This is a genomic window from Adhaeribacter pallidiroseus (genome assembly GCF_003340495.1).
Taxonomy (GTDB): domain Bacteria; phylum Bacteroidota; class Bacteroidia; order Cytophagales; family Hymenobacteraceae; genus Adhaeribacter; species Adhaeribacter pallidiroseus.
In genome coordinates this window covers 3,102,081-3,126,093 of the sequence record NZ_QASA01000001.1, presented here as the reverse complement: position 1 = coordinate 3,126,093, position 24,013 = coordinate 3,102,081, and the positions used below count along the sequence as shown (strand labels likewise).

At 40.3% G+C, this 24,013-nt stretch carries 20 protein-coding genes and 1 pseudogene; 17 read left to right on the top strand and 4 right to left on the bottom strand.

The window, feature by feature from the left end:
* The first annotated feature begins 14 nt into the window (after window positions 1-14).
* The 4 genes and pseudogenes from AHMF7616_RS12320 (at window position 15) to AHMF7616_RS27935 (ending at window position 2,523) form a co-directional block, all read left to right on the top strand.
* Window positions 15-776, top strand: coding sequence for a PepSY domain-containing protein (locus tag AHMF7616_RS12320; RefSeq protein WP_115373157.1), 762 nt, complete (start codon window positions 15-17; stop codon window positions 774-776).
* Window positions 777-798: 22 nt separating this feature from the next.
* Window positions 799-1,707 (top strand): annotated as a pseudogene (locus AHMF7616_RS27120) (M4 family metallopeptidase); the annotation flags it as partial.
* Window positions 1,708-1,743: 36 nt separating this feature from the next.
* On the top strand, window positions 1,744-1,986 hold the full coding sequence (locus AHMF7616_RS27940; protein WP_394335784.1) for a hypothetical protein: 243 nt from the start codon (window positions 1,744-1,746) through the stop codon (window positions 1,984-1,986).
* Entirely contained in the window at window positions 1,987-2,523 is a 537-nt protein-coding gene (locus tag AHMF7616_RS27935) for a T9SS type A sorting domain-containing protein (protein WP_115375588.1), read from the top strand.
* A gap of 84 nt (window positions 2,524-2,607) precedes the next feature.
* On the opposite strand, the gene AHMF7616_RS12300 is transcribed toward AHMF7616_RS27935, so the two are convergent.
* From AHMF7616_RS12300 to AHMF7616_RS12290, 3 genes are all read right to left on the bottom strand, one after another.
* Window positions 2,608-4,239: a sodium/sugar symporter gene (locus AHMF7616_RS12300; protein WP_115373155.1), complete on the bottom strand. Its 1,632-nt coding sequence runs from the start codon at window positions 4,237-4,239 to the stop codon at window positions 2,608-2,610.
* 250 nt (window positions 4,240-4,489) lie between these two features.
* Window positions 4,490-5,824 (bottom strand): xylose isomerase, encoded by a 1,335-nt coding sequence (gene xylA / locus AHMF7616_RS12295; protein ID WP_115373154.1) that lies wholly within the window; start codon window positions 5,822-5,824, stop codon window positions 4,490-4,492.
* Window positions 5,825-6,203: 379 nt separating this feature from the next.
* Window positions 6,204-7,718, bottom strand: a complete 1,515-nt coding sequence (locus AHMF7616_RS12290) for a xylulokinase (RefSeq protein WP_115373153.1) — start codon at window positions 7,716-7,718, stop codon at window positions 6,204-6,206.
* Window positions 7,719-8,107: 389 nt separating this feature from the next.
* Between AHMF7616_RS12290 and AHMF7616_RS12285 the strand changes: the two genes are divergently transcribed.
* The 5 genes from AHMF7616_RS12285 to AHMF7616_RS12265 all read left to right on the top strand — a co-directional run bounded on the left by AHMF7616_RS12285 (window position 8,108) and on the right by AHMF7616_RS12265 (window position 13,475).
* Entirely contained in the window at window positions 8,108-8,827 is a 720-nt protein-coding gene (locus AHMF7616_RS12285; protein ID WP_115373152.1) for an NUDIX hydrolase, read from the top strand.
* Window positions 8,828-9,061: 234 nt separating this feature from the next.
* On the top strand, window positions 9,062-9,736 hold the full coding sequence (locus AHMF7616_RS12280; RefSeq protein ID WP_115373151.1) for a response regulator transcription factor: 675 nt from the start codon (window positions 9,062-9,064) through the stop codon (window positions 9,734-9,736).
* Between the two features lie 5 nt (window positions 9,737-9,741).
* Window positions 9,742-11,118 (top strand): HAMP domain-containing sensor histidine kinase, encoded by a 1,377-nt coding sequence (locus AHMF7616_RS12275; protein ID WP_115373150.1) that lies wholly within the window; start codon window positions 9,742-9,744, stop codon window positions 11,116-11,118.
* A gap of 82 nt (window positions 11,119-11,200) precedes the next feature.
* On the top strand, window positions 11,201-12,805 hold the full coding sequence (locus AHMF7616_RS12270) for a SulP family inorganic anion transporter (RefSeq protein WP_317047604.1): 1,605 nt from the start codon (window positions 11,201-11,203) through the stop codon (window positions 12,803-12,805).
* Window positions 12,806-12,830: 25 nt separating this feature from the next.
* Window positions 12,831-13,475 carry a carbonic anhydrase gene (locus tag AHMF7616_RS12265; protein ID WP_115373148.1) on the top strand — a complete coding sequence of 215 codons (645 nt, stop codon included), beginning with the start codon at window positions 12,831-12,833 and terminating at the stop codon, window positions 13,473-13,475.
* 124 nt (window positions 13,476-13,599) lie between these two features.
* On the opposite strand, the gene AHMF7616_RS12260 is transcribed toward AHMF7616_RS12265, so the two are convergent.
* On the bottom strand, window positions 13,600-14,508 hold the full coding sequence (locus AHMF7616_RS12260; protein WP_147275673.1) for a hypothetical protein: 909 nt from the start codon (window positions 14,506-14,508) through the stop codon (window positions 13,600-13,602).
* A 381-nt stretch (window positions 14,509-14,889) separates the two neighbouring features.
* Between AHMF7616_RS12260 and AHMF7616_RS12255 the strand changes: the two genes are divergently transcribed.
* The 8 genes from AHMF7616_RS12255 to AHMF7616_RS12220 all read left to right on the top strand — a co-directional run bounded on the left by AHMF7616_RS12255 (window position 14,890) and on the right by AHMF7616_RS12220 (window position 23,666).
* Window positions 14,890-15,309, top strand: a complete 420-nt coding sequence (locus AHMF7616_RS12255; protein WP_115373146.1) for an Ig-like domain-containing protein — start codon at window positions 14,890-14,892, stop codon at window positions 15,307-15,309.
* 17 nt (window positions 15,310-15,326) lie between these two features.
* Complete coding sequence (locus AHMF7616_RS12250; protein ID WP_115373145.1) at window positions 15,327-16,298, top strand: tetratricopeptide repeat protein; 972 nt, start codon at window positions 15,327-15,329, stop codon at window positions 16,296-16,298.
* A 231-nt stretch (window positions 16,299-16,529) separates the two neighbouring features.
* Window positions 16,530-18,971, top strand: coding sequence for a type IA DNA topoisomerase (locus AHMF7616_RS12245; RefSeq protein WP_115373144.1), 2,442 nt, complete (start codon window positions 16,530-16,532; stop codon window positions 18,969-18,971).
* A gap of 108 nt (window positions 18,972-19,079) precedes the next feature.
* Complete coding sequence (locus AHMF7616_RS12240) at window positions 19,080-19,907, top strand: metallophosphoesterase family protein (protein WP_115373143.1); 828 nt, start codon at window positions 19,080-19,082, stop codon at window positions 19,905-19,907.
* A 2-nt stretch (window positions 19,908-19,909) separates the two neighbouring features.
* Complete coding sequence (locus AHMF7616_RS12235) at window positions 19,910-20,527, top strand: hypothetical protein (RefSeq protein WP_115373142.1); 618 nt, start codon at window positions 19,910-19,912, stop codon at window positions 20,525-20,527.
* A gap of 90 nt (window positions 20,528-20,617) precedes the next feature.
* Window positions 20,618-20,839: a DUF2905 domain-containing protein gene (locus AHMF7616_RS12230; RefSeq protein ID WP_115373141.1), complete on the top strand. Its 222-nt coding sequence runs from the start codon at window positions 20,618-20,620 to the stop codon at window positions 20,837-20,839.
* A 119-nt stretch (window positions 20,840-20,958) separates the two neighbouring features.
* Window positions 20,959-22,728, top strand: coding sequence for a DUF885 domain-containing protein (locus tag AHMF7616_RS12225; RefSeq protein WP_199474202.1), 1,770 nt, complete (start codon window positions 20,959-20,961; stop codon window positions 22,726-22,728).
* A gap of 173 nt (window positions 22,729-22,901) precedes the next feature.
* Window positions 22,902-23,666 carry a YdcF family protein gene (locus tag AHMF7616_RS12220; RefSeq protein WP_115373139.1) on the top strand — a complete coding sequence of 255 codons (765 nt, stop codon included), beginning with the start codon at window positions 22,902-22,904 and terminating at the stop codon, window positions 23,664-23,666.
* The last annotated feature ends 347 nt before the right edge of the window (window positions 23,667-24,013 follow it).

Genomic DNA, 24,013 nt, shown 5'->3' with positions numbered 1-24,013 from the left:
ACAGATGTATACTTATGAAAAACTTTACTAAAAATTTTTACCGAACTTTTCTTTTATTATTTTTTCTGACCCCTGGTTTATTATGGGCCCAGAATGGAAGAATTAATATCGAAAAAGAGAAAAAAAGTTTATTTGCGAATCATGTGGATTTTATGAATGTACCGGATCAGGCTCCTGCTTTTATTAGAGGCCAAATTCAATTCTATTCAGATAGTGTCCATTCCATTATTGTTAAACCTAATTTACTTAAATCTCAAGAGAAAGATGAAATAGGTTATAAGCATTATAAATGGCAGCAAACTATTAATGGGATACCGGTTGAAGGTGCGATTTATATACAACATACAAAGAATGGGAAAGTTCTAAGCCAAAATGGTCTATGGATCAAAGATATACCAGCTATTCCAAAAACCGCCGCATTATCGGCGGCCAACGCTTTACAAAAGGCATTAAATTTTGTAAATGCTAAAAAATACAAATGGGAAATACCCGAAGAAGAAAAAGTTCTTCAAGAAATAAAGAATGATGACAATGCTACTTATTATCCAAAAGGAGAACTGGTTTATTTTGGAGGTAGATCAGAACTTATTCCAGCTAATTTACGACTGGCATATAAATTTAATATATATGCGCATGACCCTGGTAGTAGGAATTTAATATTTGTAGATGTGATAAATGGAAATATATTAGATAGCGAGAACCTGCTTCATACAATAGATGCTGTCGGAACGGCTACAACTGTTTATAGTGGTGCACAAAGTATCCACTACCGATAATACTGCTCTCAATTAGTTTAGATTGAGGCAAACTGGCAGAGGCCAAGGCATTCAAGTTCTTAATGCTAGAGGAATAACTACTGTTGGTAATTTAGGTTCAGCCTCTGACTTTACCGATATAGACAACAATTGGAACAATGTTAATACAAATTTGGATCAATTTGCTACTGATGCTTATTGGGGACAAGAGAAGACATATGATTATTACAGAAATCGCTTTAATCGAAATAGTATAAATAACCAAGGTTATCTTTTACGTGGTTATGTACATGCAAATTTAGTGTCCATGTATGGTATACCTAATAATGTGAACGCATTTTGGGATACAGACAAAATGTTATATGGTGATGGTGGAACCCAAAACAACGTACAAGTAAGGCCTTTAACTGCAGTAGATATTGTAGGGCATGAAATTACGCATGGGCTTACTCAATTTACAGCAGCTTTAGGTAATAGTGGTGAAGCAGGAGTATTAAACGAAAGCTTCAGTGATATATTTGGTACTGCGATTGAAAATTATGCTAAAGGTTATAATTTTAACTGGACAGTAGGTGAGAATACAGGATTAATATTTCGCTCTCTATCAAACCCAAATGCTTATAGTCATCCAGATACTTATGGCGGAACCTTTTAGATTAACCCTGCTGATTTAAATAATGATAGAGGCGGAACTCATTCGAATAATGGTGTATCAAATTATTGGTTTTATCTCTTAACTTATGGAGGTTCGGGTAGGAACGACATTGGTTCAAACTATAATGTTTCGGCAATAACTATTGACAGAGCCGCTGCGATTGCCTATCGTACTTTAACTACTAAATTAACTCCTACAAGTAATTTTTCGACTACACGGACCCAATCTATCTTATCTACCAGAGAACTATATTGTACCGGTAGTTTAGAAGAAAGAGCCGTAACAAATGCTTGGTTTGCAGTTGGAGTAGGTGCTGCTTATCCTACCGAATCTATCACTGGAGATTTTCCTGCTCTTAGCTGTTCTGGTAGTACGCAAACTTTTCTGGTTGGCGCGCCCGTAGCGGGCTTAAGTTATAGCTGGTCGGTTACCAGTGGTCTTCAGATAGTAGGTGCTACTACCGGTAATTCTGTTTCTATTAAGGTAATAGGCAACGGAGATCAATACGTTAATTTAAATGTGGTAACAGCAACTTGTGGTACCCAACAGATAGCAGCTAAAAAGGTGTCGGTTTGAATTCCATCTTTAACAGTAACAACATCCGACGACCGAACACCACAATCATCGGGTTATCAATATCACACTGCTACTGCACAGCAAGTTCCAGGTACTAGCCCTAGCGCCTATACTTGGTATTATGAAGATGCGAATGGTAATCCTGGAAGCGTTATTACAACTGGTTTAACTTTAAATAAGTTACCTATCGCACCCTGCTCCAATATAAAATACCAGCTACGGGTAACTACTGCTTGCGGAACAGCCATTTACAGAGGCTATGCCTATAATTCTTCTTGTGGTTCTACGTTTGCCGTTTATCCTAACCCTGCTGACGAGCAATTAACAATTGAAAGCACAGAAGAATCCGAGACAAACGCAAAAGAAGAAGTTAATATAAAAATCTATAATCAATTAAATGAAGTTGTTCTATCACAGAAAGGTAAAAAACAAAAATCTACTTTAAACACGAAAGCTCTAAAAAATGGTTTATACTACTTACATATTACAGATAAGAATGGAAAAGTTAGTAAGCACCAAATAGCTATAAGCCATTAATTTATTAATATCCAAGTACAAACAGCAAAAGAGCGCGGCTAATGGTAGCCGCGCTCTTTTGCTGTTAAAGAATTTTTTAAATTTTTACCAGAATATGGTGTACAAAGCCGCAATTACACCGCAAATGATCACCGCTCCTACGGCAAACGAAGTAGAGGTTTTAAACATGGAAGCATCAATTTCCAAGCCTTTGGGATTGTTCTTGCTTTTTGGATCAAATAAAGTAATAATAACCATTAAGGCCACTAAAATCACAAACACAATGCCCATCCGGTCGATAAAAGGAATTTCGGGGAATTGAAATTTTAAATAAGTAGACAACGGAATGGTTAAAACGGCGGCTACTAAAGCCGCCGGAGCGGTAGTACGTTTCCAGAAAAATCCCAGCGCAAAAATGGCAAATACTCCCGGCGAAATAAAGCCGGTATATTCCTGAATATATTGAAATGCCTGGTCGAGATTACGTAAAACAGGAGCTACAAACAAAGCAATGATAAAAGCTACTACCACTACTAGTTTGCCAAAGGTAACCAAACGTTGCTCGGAAGCATTACGGTTAAAGAATTTACGATAAATATCCAGGGTAAAAATGGTAGAAATGCTGTTGGCTTTACCGGCCAGCGAAGCCACAATAGCCGCCGTAAGCGCCGCAAACGATAAACCTTTTAAACCCGCTGGTAGTAAATTTAACAAAACGGGGTAAGCATGATCCGGAATTACATTACCGGCCTCATTAGCCATTTCGGTCTGGAACTGGCCGTTTTTGAAAAGCACGTAAGCCGCAATACCCGGCAATACCACGATAATCGGCATCATTAATTTTAAAAAAGCAGCAAACAACAAACCACTGCGGGCAGTTTTTAAATCGGCCCCTAAAGCCCGTTGGGTAATATATTGATTACAACCCCAGTAGTTTAAGTTAATAATCCACATACCGCCAATTAATACCGAAAGGCCCGGTAAATCCATGTATGCATCGCGGGTACCGCCTTCTCCGTTCGGAATCAGGATCTCACCTTTGTCTAAAATCATACTAAAGTGGTCGGCGGCTTCTTTGCGCAAATAGCCTAAGCCTTCCCAGGCACCACCATCGCCCAAAGTAGTGGCCACTAAATCCAAGGCTAAGTAAGTAGTCGCTAAACCGCCCAGCACCAGTACAAACACCTGAATAACATCGGTATACCCAATTACTTTCATGCCGCCCAGGGTAATGAAAATGGCGAAAATAGCCAGACCGTACATGCAGTAGAAAAAGTCGAGGCCCGATACCGTTTGCACCGCCAAGGCACCCAGATAAAGGATCGAAGACAAGTTCACAAATACGTAAACCAGCAACCAGAATATAGCCATAATGGTACTTACCGCATCGTTGTAACGCTGCGATAAAAACTGCGGCATGGTGTAAATCTTATTTTTAAGATAAATGGGTATAAAGAAAACAGCTACTACCATTAAGGTGGCCGCCGCCATCCATTCGTAAGTAGAAATAGCCAAACCCATGGCAAAACCCGAACCCGACATGCCAATAAATTGTTCCGCCGAAATGTTAGAGGCAATCAGGGAAGAGCCTATGGCCCACCAGGTTAAAGAGCCTTCGGCCAAGAAGTAATCTTTGGAATCGGCCGTGACAGTTTTGTTTTTTCGGTAAATCCAGTAGCCGTAGCCAGATACAATTATAAAGTACACCAGGAAAACGATGTAGTCAATTGATTTCATAGATGATTGGTTCAGGAGTAAATTTCGTTGTGGGTTAAAGATATGTTTTAATTAAAACTAAGCCTATTTTGCAATAGATAATTTTGCCGCTGACAGGAAGTTTTTTAAAAATTTAGCAAGAATAGACTGGACCTTCCCGTGAAGACCGGGAACTTGCTTAAATATTTAAAAAAAAAAGCTCCGGCTGGATTTTACCAAGCGGAGCTTTCCGTTATGAAGTAATCAATTACCGTTTAAGGTAGTATTGGCGTTAAATATATTGGTTAATTAAGTTTTCGAACAGCTCTTGTTTGCCGCTTATTTGCTGCGGTTCCCCGTTTTTCAGGGCTAGTTCCCGCAAATCTTCCAACGACAAGGCGCCTTGTTCAAAACGCTGCCCTTCGCCGCTGTCGAAAGAGGCATAGCGGTTCTGGCGCAGTTTCTTATAATCTGATTTCTGTAGGATATTATCGGCAATTAATAAACCCCGGGCAAAGGCATCGATTCCGCCAATATGCGCTAAGAATAAATCTTCCAGGTCGGTAGAATTACGACGCAGCTTGGCATCGAAGTTTACGCCACCGGATCCTAAACCACCTGCTTCCAAAATTACCAGCATGGCTTCGGTTAGCTCGTATAAATCAACCGGGAACTGGTCGGTATCCCAGCCGTTTTGGTAATCGCCGCGGTTGGCATCAATGCTGCCTAATAAACCAGCATCGGCGGCAATTTGCAACTCGTGGGCAAAAGTGTGCTGCGCCAAAGTAGCGTGGTTGGTTTCCAGGTTTAGCTTAAAATCCTCCTGTAAATTAAATTTATTTAAAAATCCGATTACGGTAGCGGCATCAAAATCATACTGGTGCTTGGTTGGTTCCATGGGCTTTGGCTCGATGAGGAACGTACCGGTAAAACCAGCTTTGCGGCCGTAATCGCGGGCCATGGCTAAAAAGCGACCCATGTGTTCAATTTCGCGCTTGGTGTTGGTGTTGAGCAACGACATATAACCTTCGCGACCACCCCAGAATACGTAATTTTGTCCGCCTAAAGCAATTGTGGCATCTATAGCCGCTTTTACCTGTGCCGCCGCATACGGTAAAACGTTAAAATCAGGGTTAGTAGCCGCTCCGTTCATGTAACGCGGGTGCGAAAACAAGTTAGCCGTTCCCCACAGTAAGCCCACGCCAGATTCCTGTTGCTTTTGTTTGGCATAATCCACCATGGTTTGCAGGTTGCGTTCCGATTCGATTATCGATTTACCTTCGGCTACCACATCAAAATCGTGGAAGCAGTAATAGCCAAGACCTAACTTGGAAGTAAATTCAAACGCCGCATCCATTTTTTCTTTGGCGCAGGTAATCGCATCCGAACTGGTAGACCACGGAAATTCGCGGGTACCCGGCCCAAACGGATCGCCGCCGGTACCGGTAAAAGAATGCCAATAAGCTACCGAAAACTTAAAATGGTCTTTCATGGGTTTACCCGCCACTACTTTGTTTTCGTCGTAGTATTTAAACGCAAAAGGGTTGGTCGATTCTTTACCTTCGTAAGCAATCTGCGAAATATTCGGGAAGTATTCTTTCGCTCCTGTAACTACTTTAACTGCCATGTTTTTTGCTGGGGTTAAGTTTTATATTTATTTATATTGAATTTGCTTGAAGAAAATAGTTGTTCCTGGTTCGTAATTGGTTGCTCGTTGTTCGATTTAAAAAACTTTGGTACGAGGTAAATAATTTGAAATGATAGTTGAAACTAAACACTCCGGAATACTGTATTTTTAAATTTTTTGCTCTTGGTTAGCGTATCAGGAAACAGATTACTATCTTCAAATTATAAGGCCTAAGGTTCAATCAAAGCAAAAATTAGAACAAGTTTTCGGGATGAAGCCGTGCAAAAAGTAGTCGTCTTCTATTTTTCATCTATTTATAATTCTCCTAAGCACTAGCCGTATTCTTCTACGCTAAACTGTTACTTAACGAACGAAAATTTTAAATTTCTTTCCGGTTTAACTGTACCTGTAATTCTGCGAGCCAGCTTTGGTAGATGGTTTCGTACTGGTCTTGTAAAGCAGTTTCGGGTTCTACGGCCCGGGTACGGCGCAATCCCGTAAAGGCTTGCGTATAATCCGGGTAAATACCGGCTCCCACGCCGGCTCCCCGGGCGGCTCCCTGCGACCCATCGGTATTGTATAGTTCTACAGTGGTGTTGGTAACAGTGGCAAAAGTTTGCGCGAACAAAGGACTCAAAAACATATTAGCATCGCCGGCTTTAACGGTGCGGGCATTAATTTGCATGTTTTTCATGATATCGAACCCATAACGCAATGCGAAAATAATTCCTTCCTGGGCGGCGCGGGCTAAATGCGCCGGCGTATGCTGGTTAAAAGATAAGCCGGCAATGTGGGCTCCTACTTGTTTATTTTTTAAAAAACGTTCGGCACCGTTCCCAAAAGGCAAAATCAGTAAACCTTCTGCCCCGGCCGGTACAGCTTGGGCTAAGTCGTTTATTTCTTCGTAGGTATAACTGGCATTGGCTTTTTCGGAGGTAAATAAGGTTTTGCGCAGCCAGGAATTTAGAATGCCGGTGCCGTTTACGCAAAGTAAAGTACCCGTTGAAGTTTGTTCGGGGGTATGGTTTACGTGCAAAAAAGTATTCACCCGCGATTCCGGGTCGTAGGTAAATTGGTTGTTTACGCCATAAATTACGCCGGAAGTACCCGCCGTAGCGGCAATTTCACCGGGGTGCAGTACATTTAAAGAAAAAGCGTTGTTGGGCTGGTCGCCGGCGCGGTAAGCAATGGGGGTACCGGTCGCTAAACCTAGTTCAGCAGCAGCTTCGGCGGAAACTTCCGACTGGATACCAAAGCTGGGCACAATCTCCGGAATCAGCTCGGCCGGAATGCCGTAATAGTCTAATAAATCGTAAGCGGGTGCATTTTTTTGAAAATCCCACAAAATTCCTTCCGATAAACCCGAGGCGGTGGTTTGCACTTTGCCCGATAACTTCATCGCGATATAGTCGCCGGGCAGCATAAATTTATCGATTTGCTGGAAAATATCAGGTTCGTTTTCTTTTACCCATTTAAGCTTGGAAGCTGTAAAATTACCCGGCGAATTTAAATAACAGGATAAACAGGTTTCTGCACCCATTTCCTGAAAAGCTTTATCTCCGTAACGTACCGCCCGGCTGTCGCACCAAATAATGGACGGCCGGAGTACTTGTTGCTTTTTATCTACTACTACCAAGCCGTGCATTTGGTAAGCAATGCCAACGGCCTTAATATCCGGTGCCTGAATGCGACTATCCTGGATTACGCGATGGGTCACTTCGCGCAAATAATACCACCAGCGCTCCGGATCTTGTTCGGCCCAGCCTTCTTGTTTTACAATCATCCCCATTTCCTGGGCCGGCGCAAAAGCCGAAACTAAAACTACCCCGGTAGCGGCATCTATTAAAGTTGCTTTTACCGAAGAAGAGCCAATATCATATCCTAGTAAATACATGGTGCTTGTTTAATCAAATATCATTTGTAAAAACCGGCTTGCAATTTAAGAGGTCCGGAGAATTAAGCTAATATTTACTTGCCCTAAGTTTAAGCTTACCCACCATTAGGGTTAAGTTCTCGCCGGGAAAGTGGCAAATTTTTAAAAATAACGGTAATAGCAGTCTAAAAGAAATAAGAGAGGCCTATTTAAAGCCTGATACTTATTGTAAAAAGTACAATATTAAAATTAATTCCGAAACATTCCAATATAAAAGTATTTATTTTAGGCCGTTCATGCGTGATTGTTTTAAAAATATAATAATTTACAAGCTTCGTTTTTTGGCTGTTATGTCAGAATAAACAAAACTGGCTTAATGGTGTTTAGGCTATTAATCTCCAAACAGAACTATGGTACAAACCAAATTTGCCGGCTCTAATCTGCACTTTAAACCCGAAGATATTTTACCTTCTGTTTCCACGGATTGCGTTATTTTTGGTTTAGATAATGGCAAACTGAAAGTATTACTACTCAAACGGGATATTGAGCCTTCCCGGGGATTATGGGCCTTACCCGGCGGATTTGTATTGGATTTTGAGGAATTAGAAATGTCGGCAATGCGCACTTTGCACGATACTACGGGTATGTCGAACGTTTTTATGGAGCAAGTGCAGGCCTTTGGGCAGGTGCATCGCTTCCCGTGGCGACGGGTAATTACGGTGGTTTATTATGCCTTAATAAAATACCGCACCGATGATTTAAGAGCCGGTCCCGATGCCAGCGAAATTAATTGGTTCGAAATGGCGGATTTGCCCGAACTGGTGTTCGATCATAAGCACATTTTAACGGTTACCTTACAGCATTTACAAAATAAAGTACGCAGTGAACCCATCGGTTTTGAATTATTGCCGCCTAAATTTACCTTAACCCAACTCCAGGAGCTTTACGAAGCCGTATTGCGCACTACTTTCGACACCCGCAATTTCCGGAAAAAGCTGCTGAAGATGAACCTGCTCGAACAACTCGACGAAACGCAAATTGGGGTAGCGCACCGGGCCGCCCGCTTGTATCGCTTTAACCCGAATATTTACCAGAAATTAAAAGAAAAAGGCTTTACTTTTGAGCTGTAGAATTTAGTTCGATGGCTTTGTCGTTTGCTAAAAACGTGAAATTCATATAAAAATGCTCGATGCCTAGCAATCGTATTCAGCTTTGTGCATGTATTCGGATGCCGAGTAATCTATTTGAATAAGCTTTGCGAATGATCGATTATAAATAAACTGGCAACATTTCCGGTACATTGGCGGTTTCTTTACCTAAAATTAAATTTTTAATTTTATTGTAACGCAGCAAAGTCCCAGCCGATGAAAATACTCTTGATCGAAGATGAACCCAAAGTAGCTTCTTTTATAAAAAAAGGTTTAGAAGAGCAATCTTACGACGTAGACCAGGCTTACGATGGTTTCTTAGGCAAGCGGCTAGCTCTCGAAAAACCTTACGATTTAATTATTCTGGACATTATCTTACCGCAATTAAACGGTTTGGAAGTATGTAAAGCTATCCGGCAGCATAATTCCTCGGTATCTATTTTAATGTTAACGGCCCTAGGCAATACCACGGATAAAATAGAAGGCCTGGATGCCGGTGCCGATGATTATTTGGTAAAACCGTTTGAATTCCAGGAGCTATTAGCCCGGATTCGGGCGCTAAGTCGGCGTAAAAGCGACTATCCAATGGCCGAAGTGTTGCGCATTGCGGATCTGGAGTTAGATAGTGCCCGAAAAACCGTTACGCGCCATGGCCAACCCATTACTTTAACCGCCCGCGAATTTGCTTTGCTCTCGTACTTATTGCGCAACAAAGGGCGTGTGGTTTCGCGGGTAGATATTATTGAACACGTTTGGGAAACCTCTTTTGATACCGGCAGCAATGTAATTGACGTATACATTAATTTTTTACGCAAGAAAATTGATAAAGACTACGCTACCAAGCTTATTCATACGCTGGTAGGAATGGGGTATGTTATAAAAGAAGCCTGAACGAAATGACTATCCGTACGAAATTAACGCTTCAGTTTGCGGGTATTTTTTCTTTTATACTGGTACTTTTCTCCATCTTTATTTACGTGTTCGTAGCGCTGTATCAGGAAAAGGATTTCCGGCAAAATTTAAAAAACCGCGCTAATATTGTTGCCCACGTGTACCTCGATGCCAATCGCGTGAGTCAGGATACGTACCGGCGCATATTACGGCAATACAATCAAACTTTACCGCACGAAATTGTGCACGTGTTCGATGCAACCGGGAAGCTGGTATTTAAAGAAGGCGAAAAAGATTTAACCGTCGAAAAAACCTTACTAACTAACTTGCAGCAGGGGCGGGAGGTCATGCAACTAAAACATGGGCGGCAACTTGTCGGCATTCAATACCGCGATAATAAAAATCAAAAATTATATTTAGTAATTGCTTCTTCCATTGATGTAAATAGCCGGCAACAACTGCACGAGCTACGCCTGATCTTGTTTATTGGCTGTTTAGTAGCGGCCTTTATCGTTTTGGCGGCGGGTTGGTTATTTGCCCAGCAAGCTTTGCGCCCTATTACTAAAGTAGTGCAGGAAGTTGAAAATATCAGCGCCTCCGATTTGCACTTGCGCTTAACCGATGCCAACGGCAAAGACGAACTGTCGCATTTGGCGCATACTTTTAATAAAATGCTGGACCGGCTGGAGCAAGCCTTCGAAATGCAGAAAACCTTTATTTCGAATGCGTCGCACGAACTCCGGACACCACTAACCGCTATTATTGGGGAGTTGGAAGTAGCTTTAATGAAACCCCGTACTACTCACGAATACGAGCGGGTATTGCAGGCCACTCTCCGGGAAGCCAAGCTGTTAACGCAACTATCGAATGGCTTGCTGCAAATTGCGCAGGCTAGTTTCGACATCTCCAAAATTAGGTTAAACAAGGTTCGCTTCGACGAAATAGTTTATCAGGCCAGCGAAGAAATGCGGAAAAGGCATCCTCAGGCTAACTTGGAAATTAATTTTGAAAATTTACCCGAAGATGAGAACAAGCTTTTTTGTTTAGCTAACGAATCGCTGTTGCTCATTGCTTTTATTAATGTTTTTGAAAACGCCTGCAAGTTTTCGCCGGATCAAGGTTTAATTTCGGCTATTATTAATATTACTAACAGAGAGCTGCAATTACGGGTAATCGATCGGGGAGTAGGCATTAAAGAAGAAGATATTAAGCATGTATTTGTTCCGTTTTTCCGGGCCGATAACGTGCGCGATATTTCCGGGCACGGCATTGGTCTGCCCCTCGCCGAAAAAATAATTAAATTGCACCAAGGATCCATTAAAGTTTATTCGTCGCTGCATGTAGGTACCGAAGTTTTTATCTCTTTACCCACAATTTTTTAATCTTATTTTAATCTGCTTTTAATTCCAGGTTAATGTGGCATCCGTACGTTTGTAGCCGTAAAATATAAACCTTAATCGTACGATGTCAGTTCTTGACCAAAAGCAGACGCATAAATACAGTATGAAGCCCGAAAGCGCTCCTGTTTTTAAAAATCTCTCCAGTGACCTTCCCTCGGGGCTCGTGGTATTTTTAGTGGCTTTGCCTTTGTGTTTAGGTATTTCCCTAGCTTCCGGAGCTCCTTTATTAGCCGGCATTATTGCCGGCGTAGTGGGTGGTCTGGTTGTATCGGTGTTAAGTGGTTCGCAATTAAGTGTAAGTGGGCCGGCGGCTGGTTTAACGGTTATTGTTTTAAACGGGATTGCCAAAGTAGAAACTTTCCAGGCTTTTCAGTTAGCCGTAGTTCTAGCGGGAATTTTGCAATTAGTTTTAGGTTTTTTAAAAGCGGGCATTATCGGGCACTACTTTCCGTCGGGCGTAATTAAAGGGATGTTAGCGGCCATTGGTTTAACGTTAATTCTAAAACAAATACCGCACTTTCTCGGTGCCGATAAAGATTTTTTCGGAGAAATGGAGTTTTTTCAGTTTGATGGCCGTAATACTTTTTCCGAAATGGCGTATGCCTTTCAACATATTGAAAAGGGAGCTTTAATAATTGGCGTTTTGTCTTTGCTCCTTATTATGGGGTGGGATAATCCTCGTCTGAAAAGATTTGCTTTTTTTAAATTTGTACCATCGGCCTTGATTGCCGTGTTGGTAGCGTTAGGATTAAATTATTTTTTTAAACTTAACTTACCTGCTCTTACCGTAGGCCAAGAACATTTAGTACAATTGCCCCAAATGGATACCTGGCAAAAATTAGTAAATCAGCTGAGTTTACCAGATTGGCGGGCCTTGCAAAATCCGGATGTTTATATTTTAGCGGTTACCATTGCCATTATTGCCTCCCTGGAAACCTTGTTAAGCGTAGAAGCCGTAGACCGGATCGATCCTTTAAAACGGGTAACTCCCACTAACCGGGAGCTTAAGGCACAAGGAGTAGGAAATTTCATAAGTGGCATGCTGGGCGGATTACCCATGACGGCGGTAATTGTGCGCAGTTCGGCCAATATAAATGCGGGTGGCAAAACCAAGGCTTCGGCTTTTACGCACGGTGTGTTACTGCTGTTTAGTGTTTTATTTTTGTCGCCTTTCCTGAATCAAATACCCCTTTCGGCCTTAGCCGCCATATTATTAGTAGTTGGTTTTAAATTGACTAAACCAAGTTTATACTTAAATCAATTTAAACTAGGGTGGGAGCAATTTATACCTTTTTTTGTAACTGTAGTGGCTATCTTGTTCACCGATTTACTGGTGGGTATTTCAATTGGCTTGGCGATTGGCGTATTCTTTATATTAAAAGCAAACTATAAAACACCTTATTTTTTTCATACCGAAAAGCACAAGCAAGGCGAGGTAATTCGGTTGCAATTAAGTGAAAACGTTACCTTTTTAAATAAAGCCAGTATTTTACTAACGCTGCACCATTTACCTGATAATACCGAAGTAATCGTGGATGGCTCAAAATCTACCTTTATCGATTACGATGTGCTGGATGCTATTCAAAGTTTTAAAGTAAATGCTAAAGAGCGTAACATTCGCGTGCATTTACAAGATATACCGGAAGTAATTTCTACAAATGCTCATTAAAAACACACCTCAATAAAATTATAAAATGGAAGACATATTTAAAAATAACCGCGCCTGGGTGGCGGAAAAAGTAAAGCAAGACCCCGATTATTTTAAAAAACTAGCACTTGGCCAAAAACCGCGTTATTTATTTATTGGTTGCTCCGATAGCCGGGTTCCGGCAAGCGGAATTTCGGGTACCCAACCCGGCGAAATGTTTGTGCACCGCAACATCGCGAATGTGGTAGTGCATACGGATTTAAACTTGCTTTCGGTGCTACAATACGCCGTAGAAGTTTTGGGCGTACAGGATGTAATTGTTTGCGGTCATTATGGTTGCGGTGGAGTACATGCCGCCATGGGCGATCAGCAATTCGGATTAATTGATAATTGGTTGCGAAACATTAAAGATGTAATCAGCCTGCACCAAGACGAGTTAAATTCGATTACCGACTTAGAAACCCGGTTCCGACGTACGGTAGAGTTAAATGTAATTGAGCAAGTAAATAATTTATATAAAACTACTATTGTACAAAATGCTTTAAATGCTGGTAAACCGCTTCGCCTGCATGGTTTGGTGTACGATATTGCCAATGGTGTTTTAAAAGACGTAAAATGGTCTACCGAAGATTTTAAGCAATACGCGGCTAGTTACCATTTACCGATTGGTACCGAAGTAGAACAATCTTAATATCTAAAAAACTTAAAATAAATTCTTTACTGATCAAAGCACTTTCCCATTAGTTGTTTCCACTCTTGTGGAAGTAAACAAAAAAGCCTTGCATGGTTAATGCAAGGCTTTTTATTTTTAAATTTTACCACTCATAATCACGTTCCGAGGAGGAACCGTAGTTATAGGGAGGTCCATCGTTCCGGTTAAAATTTCGGCGCGGATTGTCTTCCTGGTGTCCGCGGTTTTCGTTAAACGAATTATCCCAACGGTGCTGGCTGTTCATTTTGCCTCTTTCCTGATAGCGTCGTTCTTCATCATCGCCGGTAAATTGGTTCCAAGCCTGGCTTATCTTGTTACCCATTCGGTCGAAAAAACCTTCGTCTTCGTGTTGGTTCCGCCGATTTTGAAACCGGTCTGAATCAAAGTTCCGGCCTTGGTTAAAGTTGTTTTGATTACTATAATCCGAGTGAAAGCGATTATTTTGCTGATCAAAATTATTGTTCCGCGATTGATTAAATTGGTTTTGATTTCTAAACTGCTGCGAACCGCGATTAAAGTTACCGTTATCATCATCGTGGGTCCAGCGGTTCCAGGTATCCTGAACCCGATCACCGGCTCTTTCTACAAAATTGCGGTCATCGTTAGGGCGGTTGTTTTGGGACCGTTGCCAGTCATGCTGTTCATTATTATGTTGGTTAAACCGATTATTGTTCCGGTGGTCAAACGACTGATCGTTAAAATTAGAGAAACGGCCTTGGTTAAATGATCGGTTATTGTGGAACTGATCATTGTTTCGCCCCTGATTATTTTGCGACCAATGGTCATGGTGCTGATCATTTTGGCGATTAAAAGGCTGGTAAGCCGAATATTGGTTCGGACCAGAATTAGAACGGTGATCGGCAGTGCCTTCGTTAGAACCAGGCCGCATAACATTCTCATTGGAGTTAAATTCATTGCGGGATGAAAAATCACGTCTAGGGTTCTCATTCCCGGTACGGAAACTATTAAAGGAGGATGGATCAGAATCTTCGTAAGTTCTCATAATTGACATGTATTTAGTTGATAGTTCAATTAATTAATGAATCAGTAGTACCCTAATTAGATTACTTTGTACGACAAGAAAATTAGAAATGTTCAACTAACTTAAAACGAAGGTTTATAGGAATATCTAAAGAAAACGGTATAATCAAAAATAATTTGCAAAGTATTAAGAGCCTGATTAAAGAGATTAATCCTAATTATGGCGTTTTTTGCACGATTATTAATATTATTTATTTTTTTACCAAGTCAAGTAGTATTTAGAATTAACAATACAAATGACTCGGCTCTTAACTGAAACTACTAATAGTTCTATATAGGTGATTTTGGAAAACAGACTTTCTTAACTTTTTAAATGCAATTTTTTAAATTTTAAACCTAAAAATAACTTACTATGCTTTACAAAAATGTACTTGCAAGTTTTATTACTTTAGTTTGGGTAGGTGTTTTAAGTGGATGCGCTGAATTAAACAAAGATTCCGAAACTGCTCCGGATGGCTCGCTGCCGGTTATCCAATTACAAGCTCCTACGGATAACAGTATATTTACTTCGGGCAACACTATATCCATTAAATCAACAATTAGCGACAAAGACCGGATTAAAGAAATGGAAGTGCAGGTCGTTAAGGTTATCCAAGGTAGTACTTCCGAAGCTATTTGGGGGTACAAAAAATTTCCAACTACTAACCCGGTAATTGTGGATACCAGCATGAATACCACTGGGCTAACCTCGGGGCATTACATGGTTCGCTTTAACCTGGTGGATACCCGCACCAATGCCCAGGTGAAAGAAGTACATTTTTTAATCCGGTAACAACCAACTTAACAATAATGAAGAACATATTTACTGTCGTTTTAACTTTTTTTGCATTAGCAGTATTCGGTCAGACGGCTCAAGAACATTTACAAAATGGTATTGTTAAACATAAACAACAAGATTTTAAAGGTGCGATAAAAGAATATGACAAAGCCCTAAAAACTGATAGAGACTTAAAAGATGCTTACTTCAACCGGGGAACATGTGAGTTAGCCATAAAGAATTATAATTCTGCCCTTCAAGATTTTACTAAAGCCATTGAACTTGATCCTAAGTATATAAAGGCATATTATAGCCGAGCTACTGTTTACGCGAGTCAGGAAAAGTACCTGGAATCTTTACCTGATCTAGATAAAGTAATTGAACTCGATACTAATTTTCCCAATGCTTTAACTCTAAGAGGACAAATTCGAGCCCAGTCAGGAAATAAGTCTGGAGCATGCGAGGATTTTACCAAGGCAAAAACTAATGGTGATCCTCAGGCGAGTAAGTATTTAAATCAGTTTTGTGGTAATGAGCAATTAACTGGTGAATCTCTTGTACTGAACTGGCCGGAAAAGGAAAACTGGAAGATTGGAAACAGTCAGGAAAATGAGGAAATGGCAGTCATCGAACTTATACATACTAACGAAAAGCTAGATAACTGGACTGAATTTGGATACATGAGTTCCATAAAAGGAGTCACTAATGTTCCTATGGATAAAGCCATGAACCTGATGTTTCAACAAACGAAGCAAAATTCTTCTAAGGCAAAATTAACTTTCATAGAAAAGAATGAAGCTGTCAAAAATCCTTGGATTCTATTTATGATTGAAGCTCCTAACTTTAAAAATGATAAAAAGCCAGAATCACAGCTCTGGTACGTTGTTCAAGGCGAAACATCACTTTACACCAATTTTAGAGCTGTAAAGCAATCTAGTATTCCAGACGATTTAAAAGAAAAGTGGATTAACTTTTTTAAGGAAGGTAAATTAGTCTATAAATAGAGTTAATACATATTGCTATAATGTGCTAAAAGTTTATAGCTGATTAAAATAAGTTTAAATTTTAAATATTTATTTTTCTCGTAGACATATTAAAGGGGCATCTAGCGCAGATGCCCTTTTTGTATTTACTGCCAAAGTAGATATTCTTCAATGACATACTGTTATTAGTAATAGAAAGCGTAATTTTGAAAAAAGGTAGTGGCTCATTGCCTTAGACGAACCCGCTAGAAATTGAAAGTTTGTATTGCAGAAAAGCCCAGTGTTGCCCGCGAAATTGCGCAGGTAATTGGCGCTAAAAGTAAAAAAGACGGTTATTACGAAGGCAACGGGTACCAGGTAACCTGGACTTTTGGTCATTTTTGCCAGTTGCGCGAACCCGAAGATTACCGGCCCGAATGGAAACGCTGGAGTATTCACGAGCTGCCGATGGTGCCCGATACCTTTGGCATTAAGTTATTGCAGAACAAAGGCGTGGAGCAACAGTTTAAAGTAATCAAAAAATTACTGGAACACGCCACCTTGGTAATTAATTGCGGCGATGCCGGGCAGGAGGGAGAAGTTATTCAACGCTGGGTGCTAACCGAAGCTAAATTTCGAAAACCTTTTAAACGTCTTTGGATTTCTTCGTTAACCGAGGAAGCCATCCGGCAAGGTTTTCAGAATTTAAAAGAAGGCTCCGAGTTTGATTTATTGTACCAGGCGGGTAAAAGCCGCGCCATTGGCGATTGGTTACTGGGTATTAATGCCACTCGGTTGTTTACCATAAAATATGCGCAGGGTCGGCAACTCTTATCTTTGGGTAGAGTGCAAACGCCTACTTTGGCCATGATTGTAAACCGCTACCACGAAATTCAAAATTTTAAGCCCGAGCCTTTCTGGGAATTAAAAACTATTTACCGCGACACTACTTTTTCCAGTACCAACGGTAAGTTTTTAGAGGAAGCCAAAGGAAGAATTATTCTGGAAGCTATTCTACCAGAAGAGCTGACTATTACGGATATTGAAACGAAGAAAGGAGTAGAAAGTCCGCCGCGTTTGTTTGATTTAACCTCGCTGCAAATTGAGTGTAATAACAAAATAGGCTTATCCGCCGATGAAACCTTAAAAACCGTACAAAGCTTATACGAGAAAAAAGTAGTTACCTACCCGCGCGTGGATACTACTTTTTTACCGGACGACATGTATCCCAAAATACCCGGCATTTTAAAAGGCTTAACCGCTTATCAAGCGTTAACCGCGCCTTTATTGCAGTCTAAAATACGCAAAAGCAGTAAAAATTTTAATAATAATAAAGTTACCGACCACCACGCCATTATTCCCACGGGTGCAAGCTCCGGCAGTTTGTACGGCCCGGAAGCCAGCGTTTACGATCTTATTGTGCGGCGTTTTCTGGCCGCTTTTTACCCAGATTGCATTGTAAGTAATACGACTGTAACCGCCGAAATCGCGGGGCATACGTTTCGGGCAAAAGGCCGGCAAATACTGGAGCCAGGCTGGCGCGTTATTTACGAAAAAGAAGAAAATTTAAAAAAAAATAGTTCAGAAAACAACACCGACGACAAAGAAGAGGAAAATGCCATCTTACCGGTTTTTGTGAAAGGCGAGCATGGGCCGCACCAACCGCTGCTAGATAAAAAAATGACCAGTCCACCCAAAGACTATACCGAAGCTACATTGCTGCGCACTATGGAAACGGCTGGTCGGCAAATTGAAGATGAAGAATTAAAAGAAGCTTTAAAAGAAAACGGCATTGGTCGGCCTTCTACCCGAGCCGCAATTATCGAAACATTATACAAAAGAGAATACATCCGGAAGGAAAAGAAAAAAATTGTGCCCACGCCCATGGGAATTGACTTAATTAATTTAATTAAAACCCCAACCCTAAAATCGCCGGAACTAACCGGACAGTGGGAAAAGAAATTACGCCAGATTGAAAGCGGCAGTTTTTCGCCGGATGCTTTTTTAGCGGAGTTAAAGCACCTGGTGCTGGACATGGTGCAAGAGGTAAAAAGCGATCGAACGGTACTTACCCTGGAACCTAAACCAACTGCGGCCATTACAAAACCAGCTAAAAAAGAAGAGAAAAAAAATAAAAGTAAACCTGATCCGGAGCCACATTCTTCTTATGGAACTTGTCCGGCATGTAAAAGCGGGCATATTCTAAAAGGTTCGCAGGCTTACGGCTGTTCGCGTTGGAAAGAAGGTTGTGGCTTTCGCTTACCCGTGCATTACGGAGGAAAAACAATTCCGCAAAAGGCAGTATTAGCTTTATTTAAAAAAGGTAAAACACCGGTAATTAAAGGGTTGCACTTGCCAGGTAACTCCGATAAAACCGATGCTATATTAACGCTGGATGAAAATTTAACTTTGCAACCCCAGCTCGCTGACAAAAAGCCCTTAGCAGATCCGTTTGCACAATGCCCCAAGTGCAAACAAGGGGAAATTTTAAAAGGTAACTCAGCTTATGGTTGTAGCCGTTTTCGGGATGGGTGCTCTTTTTTATTACCCTTTGTTATTGCGAGCAAAACATTAACAGAAAAGAATATTACCGATCTTTTAACGAAGGGCAAAACGCCAAAGATGAAAGGCTTTGTATCTGCAAAAACGGGCAATAAATTCGAAGCAATCTTAAAAGTAAACGAAGAAGGAAAAGTTATTTTTCAATTTGATTAAATAAGATTAATTTTCTAAGATTATATTTAATAACAAAAAATTAAATAATGGTTTGCTTATAAGAGGTTGTAATAACCTTATTGCTCTGGCTTTTTTGCTACTACTATTATGAGCCGTTTGATTTCTTATTGGCGCAGGATTTTTTTGCTAAGTTTCTGCTGCCTGCTACTCACTAGCTGCGATTATTTTGATTTTAGTCCCTACCAGGTTAATTTAAAAGAAGAGCAACGAAATTTAAATAAAAAGAATTTAGACCGCATTGCCGCTTTAAAACTGCAACCTGAAGATACTCTACGGTTTGCTCTTATTTCGGATAATCAACGCTTTTACGACGAGCTGGAAGATGTTGTAAAAGCAATTAATACTTACTCCGACCAAGTTAACCCGATTAGTTTTGCTTTTAACTGCGGCGATTTAACAGATTTTGGTTTACAAGAAGAATATGTTTGGCAGTTAAACCGAACTCAAAAGCTTAAAATGCCTTACTTGCCCGTAATCGGCAATCATGATTGTGTAGCCAATGGGGTAAAAATTTACGAAGCCATGTACGGGCCAATGGATTTTTCTTTTGTAGTAGCTGGTAATAAGTTTATTTTTTTAAATACGAATGCATTAGAGTTTGATTACCCTGTGCCGGACATGAATTATCTGCGAGAGGCTATTAGCGGTAACTCGGAATATCAAAATACTTTTGTAATCAGCCACGTGCCCCCGTTTGATACAGACTTCGACAAAAATTTAACACCGGAGTATGCGCAAATTATTCATTCCAATAAAGTTACTTATTCTATTCACGGGCACCAGCATAGCTTTCGTTATGGTCAGCCATTTAACGATGGGCAAAATTATTTAGTAGTAGATACCATTCAAAACCGCAGTTTTATTGTGGTTACGGTAATAGGCAAGCAGGTAAGTTTTGAACGGATTAAATTTTAAAAATGAAGATAATTTATCTGATCTGGACTTGGTTTACTTTGCTGGTAAGCATTAATGGTACCGCCTGGGCCCAAGATACGCAACTCATTGCTGTAAAAAGAAAATGGTACATACCCAACCAAGCAACCCTTCAATTTGCCGGTAATATAGGTTTCGTATCTGCTGGTTTGGGCTATTCACTTCGGCAAGATAAAATAAACCTCGACTTTTTGTACGGGTTTACTCCCGGCTTTGAAGCCCAAACGAGCATTCATACCTTAACCGGAAAATTTACTTATACTGCCTGGAACAAGCAGTATACCTCTGGTTACAATTGGGAAATCCTGCAATTTGGAAGCAGCATCAGTTATTCTTTTGGGCCGCAGTTTTATACGGCTTTGCCTAAACACTATCCGGATGGTTATTATTTCTGGACGACCAGTTTTCGGTTAGTTCCTTTTATGAGTACCGCTCTTGGTAAAACCACCAGTGGGAAGTTAGCAGAAACTGGCATTAAAAGGGTTAAAGCATACCTGGAAGTCGGGACTCACGATTTAGCCGTTTTAAGTATTGTAACAAATAAAGCCCTCAATCCCTGGGACATAGTTTCGTTTGCAGTTGGTTCTAAATTTATGTTTTAAATATTTATATTGCTGAACAGCTATTTGGGAAAGTTTAGCGTATGTCAAAAAAAATGATTTTTAACTTAAATTGATAAAGTTTTCTGTTCCATGCAGCCCGTAGGTAAATACCTTGTTTTTTTAGGTTTAATTCTGGTGGGGGTGGGCTTACTTTTTTGGCTGGCCGGTAATCGTTTTAATTGGTTTGGGCATTTACCGGGAGATATACGTATTGAAAAGCCAAATTTTAAATTTTATGCCCCACTTACCAGTATGCTCCTGATAAGTATTTTATTTAGTTTTATTATGTGGCTTGTGCGGCGTTTTTTTTAAATTTTATCTTAACTGGTTAAGTAAAAACAAGGCAGATATTACATTCATTTAGAAATGTCGGCAGCACGTTAAAATCAATAACTTTCTTATAAATTCAATTTCTACTTTCATAAACGTATATGATGTTAGGTGGTATTCGCCTGTTTCTGGTATTGCTAATTACCGTGTTATTGGTTGCCTGCGATCGGCAAAAAGTTAAAGAATCGGGTGATGTCATGACATCGGATCAGCAATTTGACGATCTAAAGCCCGTATTATTGGAAAAAATCTGGCGACTCAATCCGGAATGGGCTACTTCCGTGGGTTATCATAAATACGATAATCAACTGGTAATTCCCACTCCCGAACGCCTAACCGATGAGGTAAACTCTTACCGCTCCATGCTGCATGATCTGCACGTGTTAAAACAGACTACTTTATCGCTGAACAACCAAACCGACTACCGGATGCTCGAAGATTTTTTTAATGGTCGTATCTGGTATCTTACAGTTCTAAAAACCGCCGAATGGAACCCTGCCGAATATAACATTGGCAGTGGGGTAGCCGAAATACTAAATGGTCGTTACGATAGCCTAACCAATCGATTACGAAGTATTTCGTTAAAAATAGAGCAAGTAGTGCCTTACTACGAAGCCGCTAAAAATAATATTAAAAAACCTACCCTGGAGCATACGCAATTAGCCATTTTGCAAAATAAAGGCGCTTTAACTGTAATTAATGATTTAGCCGATTCCGTAAAAAAAGCACCATTAAAGCCTTTTGAAAAGGATTTTTTAAATTTTCGGATTGCGGCCGCTAAAAACGAGATTAACAGTTATATAACTTTCTTACAGGAAGAACAATTGCCCGTTTTGCGCAAAGGAAAAGCCCGTAGTTTTCGGATTGGTAAAGAGCTTTTTACGCAAAAGTTTAAACACGATATTCAATCTGGTTATACGGCGGAACAAGTTTACCAAAAAGCCTTGAAACACAAAGAAGAACTGCACCAGCAAATGCTGGCTTTGACCCAAAAGCTTTGGCCGGTATATTTTCCCGAAAAACCCTTACTTACTGGTTTACCCGGTGTAAAACAGTTACTAGGCAAATTAGCGGAGGAACACGTACCGCGCGATTCTTTTCTGACGGCCATTCGCGCCCAAATTCCGCAGTTAGTAGCTTTTGTAAATAGCAAAAAACTACTAACCCAGGATGCCTCTAAACCCTTAGTGGTGCGGCCTACTCCGGAATACATGCGAGGAGTGGCTGGTGCTTCCGTTTCGGCACCTGGTCCGTACGACCAAACTGCCAACACGTATTACAATGTTACTCCTTTAACTAAGTACTCCACCGCCGAAGCCGAGAGTTATTTACGGGAATACAATAAATACCAGTTACAGATTTTAAATATTCACGAAGCTATTCCGGGGCATTATACCCAATTAATATACTCCAACAAATCACCTTCTCTGGTAAAAGCCATTTTAGGTAATGGCGCCATGGTAGAAGGCTGGGCCGTTTACGCCGAACGAATGATGCTGGAGCAAGGCTATGGCAATAACGCTCCGGAAATGTGGCTTACCTGGTACAAATGGAATTTAAGAGTAACGTTAAATGCTATCCTGGATTATAGTGTACATGTGCTGGGCATGAAAGAAAAAGAAGCTATTGCGTTATTAACCCAAGAAGGCTTTCAGGAAGAAACTGAAGCGCGTGAAAAGTGGAAACGTGCTACGCTCTCACAAGTACAACTGTCAAGCTATTTTACCGGTTATACCGAGATATACGATCTACGAGAGGAATTCCGGAAAAAACAAGGCCAGAAATTTCAGCTAAGGCCCTTTCATGAAAAATTTTTAAGTTTTGGCAGTGCGCCCGTACGCTATATTCGAGCATTAATGCTGCAACCGTAACATTGGTAAAATACGGGGGTATTCCTTTTCATACTTGGTTTTAAATATTTTTGAAATCAAGATTTTTAGCAAATTTGTGTCATAAAACCTGATTAAATTTAAAAAAATAAATTTCGCCAGCACTTCAGCGGTATTGCTGTGGTATCTGTTTAGCCTTACGGCTTTTCTTCAACATGTTTTTTATATTATCTAAAATTTTGTTTTACATTGCCTTGCCGGTAGTTTGGTTGGTTGGGCTCTTACTTTATGCTGTTTTTACTAAAAGAAAGCGTTGGCGAAAGCTAGTTTTACAGGTTGCCACTATTTTAATAGTGGTACTTACCAATCCTTTTCTCATAAACGAAGCTTTATTGGCTTGGGAGATTCCTCCAAGAACGCTGGCCCAGGTTCCGGTTTCGGATGCTGGAATAATACTTACCGGTATTACTTCCCTCGAAAAGTCGCCCCACGACCGGGTATATCTGGAGCGTGGGGCAGACCGGATTTTGCACACGCTTTGGTTATTTCGGAATAAAAGGATTCGTTTAATTATTATTTCGGGTGGTTCGGGTAGTATAAAAGCAGTGTACTCCACCGAGGCGGCCGAACTTAAAAGAATACTACTGCAAGCTGGTGTTCCGGAGGATCGTATTTTATTAGAAAATAAAAGTCATAACACGCACGAAAATGCGCTATTTACGGCGCAGCTGCTGCAAAAACATCCCGAAATTAAATCGCTGGTACTCATTACTTCCGCTTTTCACATGCGGCGGGCAGCAGCTTGTTTTCGGGTAGTTGGTGAAAACCCCGTAATTTTTCCCGCTGATTTCTATTCTACTGATCGCGCGTATATGCCTTTAAACCTGATTGTGCCCTCCGCCAAAGCTTTTGCTAACTGGCACCTGCTTTTACACGAGATTCTAGGCTTTATAACATATAAAGTTTTAGGCTACTGTTAAATTTTGGCTTTAACCTCGATCTAAAACCTATTATTAATTTAAAAAATAAAAAGGTAACGATAAATGACGTTATTGGTTAAGTTATATATGTAATTTAATGCATATAAATTTTATAATTATAGATATACTTGTTTAATTTTATTAATTTAATCTTGTATTTAAATAAATAAAGAACTAGAAAGTAAAGCTTATTTGTTATATTATTATTAATTTAGCAATTGAACTCCTGGAATAAAACTGTTTTTTTTTAAAGATTTATCATCTCCGCGTACTAGCAACGAACTAAAATATATTAACCTCAATTGTAATTAATTTAGATGCCCTGTTTTATTTCTGAACGATGTATA

Excerpts from the sequence above, each read along its gene's own strand:
- AHMF7616_RS12300 (WP_115373155.1), bottom strand. The coding sequence starts at position 4,239 with ATGAAATCAATTGACTACATCGTTTTCCTGGTGTACTTTATAATTGTA.
- xylA (WP_115373154.1), bottom strand. The coding sequence starts at position 5,824 with ATGGCAGTTAAAGTAGTTACAGGAGCGAAAGAATACTTCCCGAATATT.
- AHMF7616_RS12235 (WP_115373142.1), top strand. The coding sequence starts at position 19,910 with ATGAAGATAATTTATCTGATCTGGACTTGGTTTACTTTGCTGGTAAGC.
- AHMF7616_RS12290 (WP_115373153.1), bottom strand. The coding sequence starts at position 7,718 with ATGTATTTACTAGGATATGATATTGGCTCTTCTTCGGTAAAAGCAACT.
- AHMF7616_RS12240 (WP_115373143.1), top strand. The coding sequence starts at position 19,080 with ATGAGCCGTTTGATTTCTTATTGGCGCAGGATTTTTTTGCTAAGTTTC.
- AHMF7616_RS12255 (WP_115373146.1), top strand. The coding sequence starts at position 14,890 with ATGCTTTACAAAAATGTACTTGCAAGTTTTATTACTTTAGTTTGGGTA.
- AHMF7616_RS12285 (WP_115373152.1), top strand. The coding sequence starts at position 8,108 with ATGGTACAAACCAAATTTGCCGGCTCTAATCTGCACTTTAAACCCGAA.
- AHMF7616_RS12275 (WP_115373150.1), top strand. The coding sequence starts at position 9,742 with ATGACTATCCGTACGAAATTAACGCTTCAGTTTGCGGGTATTTTTTCT.
- AHMF7616_RS12320 (WP_115373157.1), top strand. The coding sequence starts at position 15 with ATGAAAAACTTTACTAAAAATTTTTACCGAACTTTTCTTTTATTATTT.
- AHMF7616_RS12260 (WP_147275673.1), bottom strand. The coding sequence starts at position 14,508 with ATGTCAATTATGAGAACTTACGAAGATTCTGATCCATCCTCCTTTAAT.
- AHMF7616_RS12230 (WP_115373141.1), top strand. The coding sequence starts at position 20,618 with ATGCAGCCCGTAGGTAAATACCTTGTTTTTTTAGGTTTAATTCTGGTG.
- AHMF7616_RS12220 (WP_115373139.1), top strand. The coding sequence starts at position 22,902 with ATGTTTTTTATATTATCTAAAATTTTGTTTTACATTGCCTTGCCGGTA.
- AHMF7616_RS12250 (WP_115373145.1), top strand. The coding sequence starts at position 15,327 with ATGAAGAACATATTTACTGTCGTTTTAACTTTTTTTGCATTAGCAGTA.
- AHMF7616_RS12225 (WP_199474202.1), top strand. The coding sequence starts at position 20,959 with ATGATGTTAGGTGGTATTCGCCTGTTTCTGGTATTGCTAATTACCGTG.
- AHMF7616_RS12265 (WP_115373148.1), top strand. The coding sequence starts at position 12,831 with ATGGAAGACATATTTAAAAATAACCGCGCCTGGGTGGCGGAAAAAGTA.
- AHMF7616_RS12280 (WP_115373151.1), top strand. The coding sequence starts at position 9,062 with ATGAAAATACTCTTGATCGAAGATGAACCCAAAGTAGCTTCTTTTATA.
- AHMF7616_RS12270 (WP_317047604.1), top strand. The coding sequence starts at position 11,201 with ATGTCAGTTCTTGACCAAAAGCAGACGCATAAATACAGTATGAAGCCC.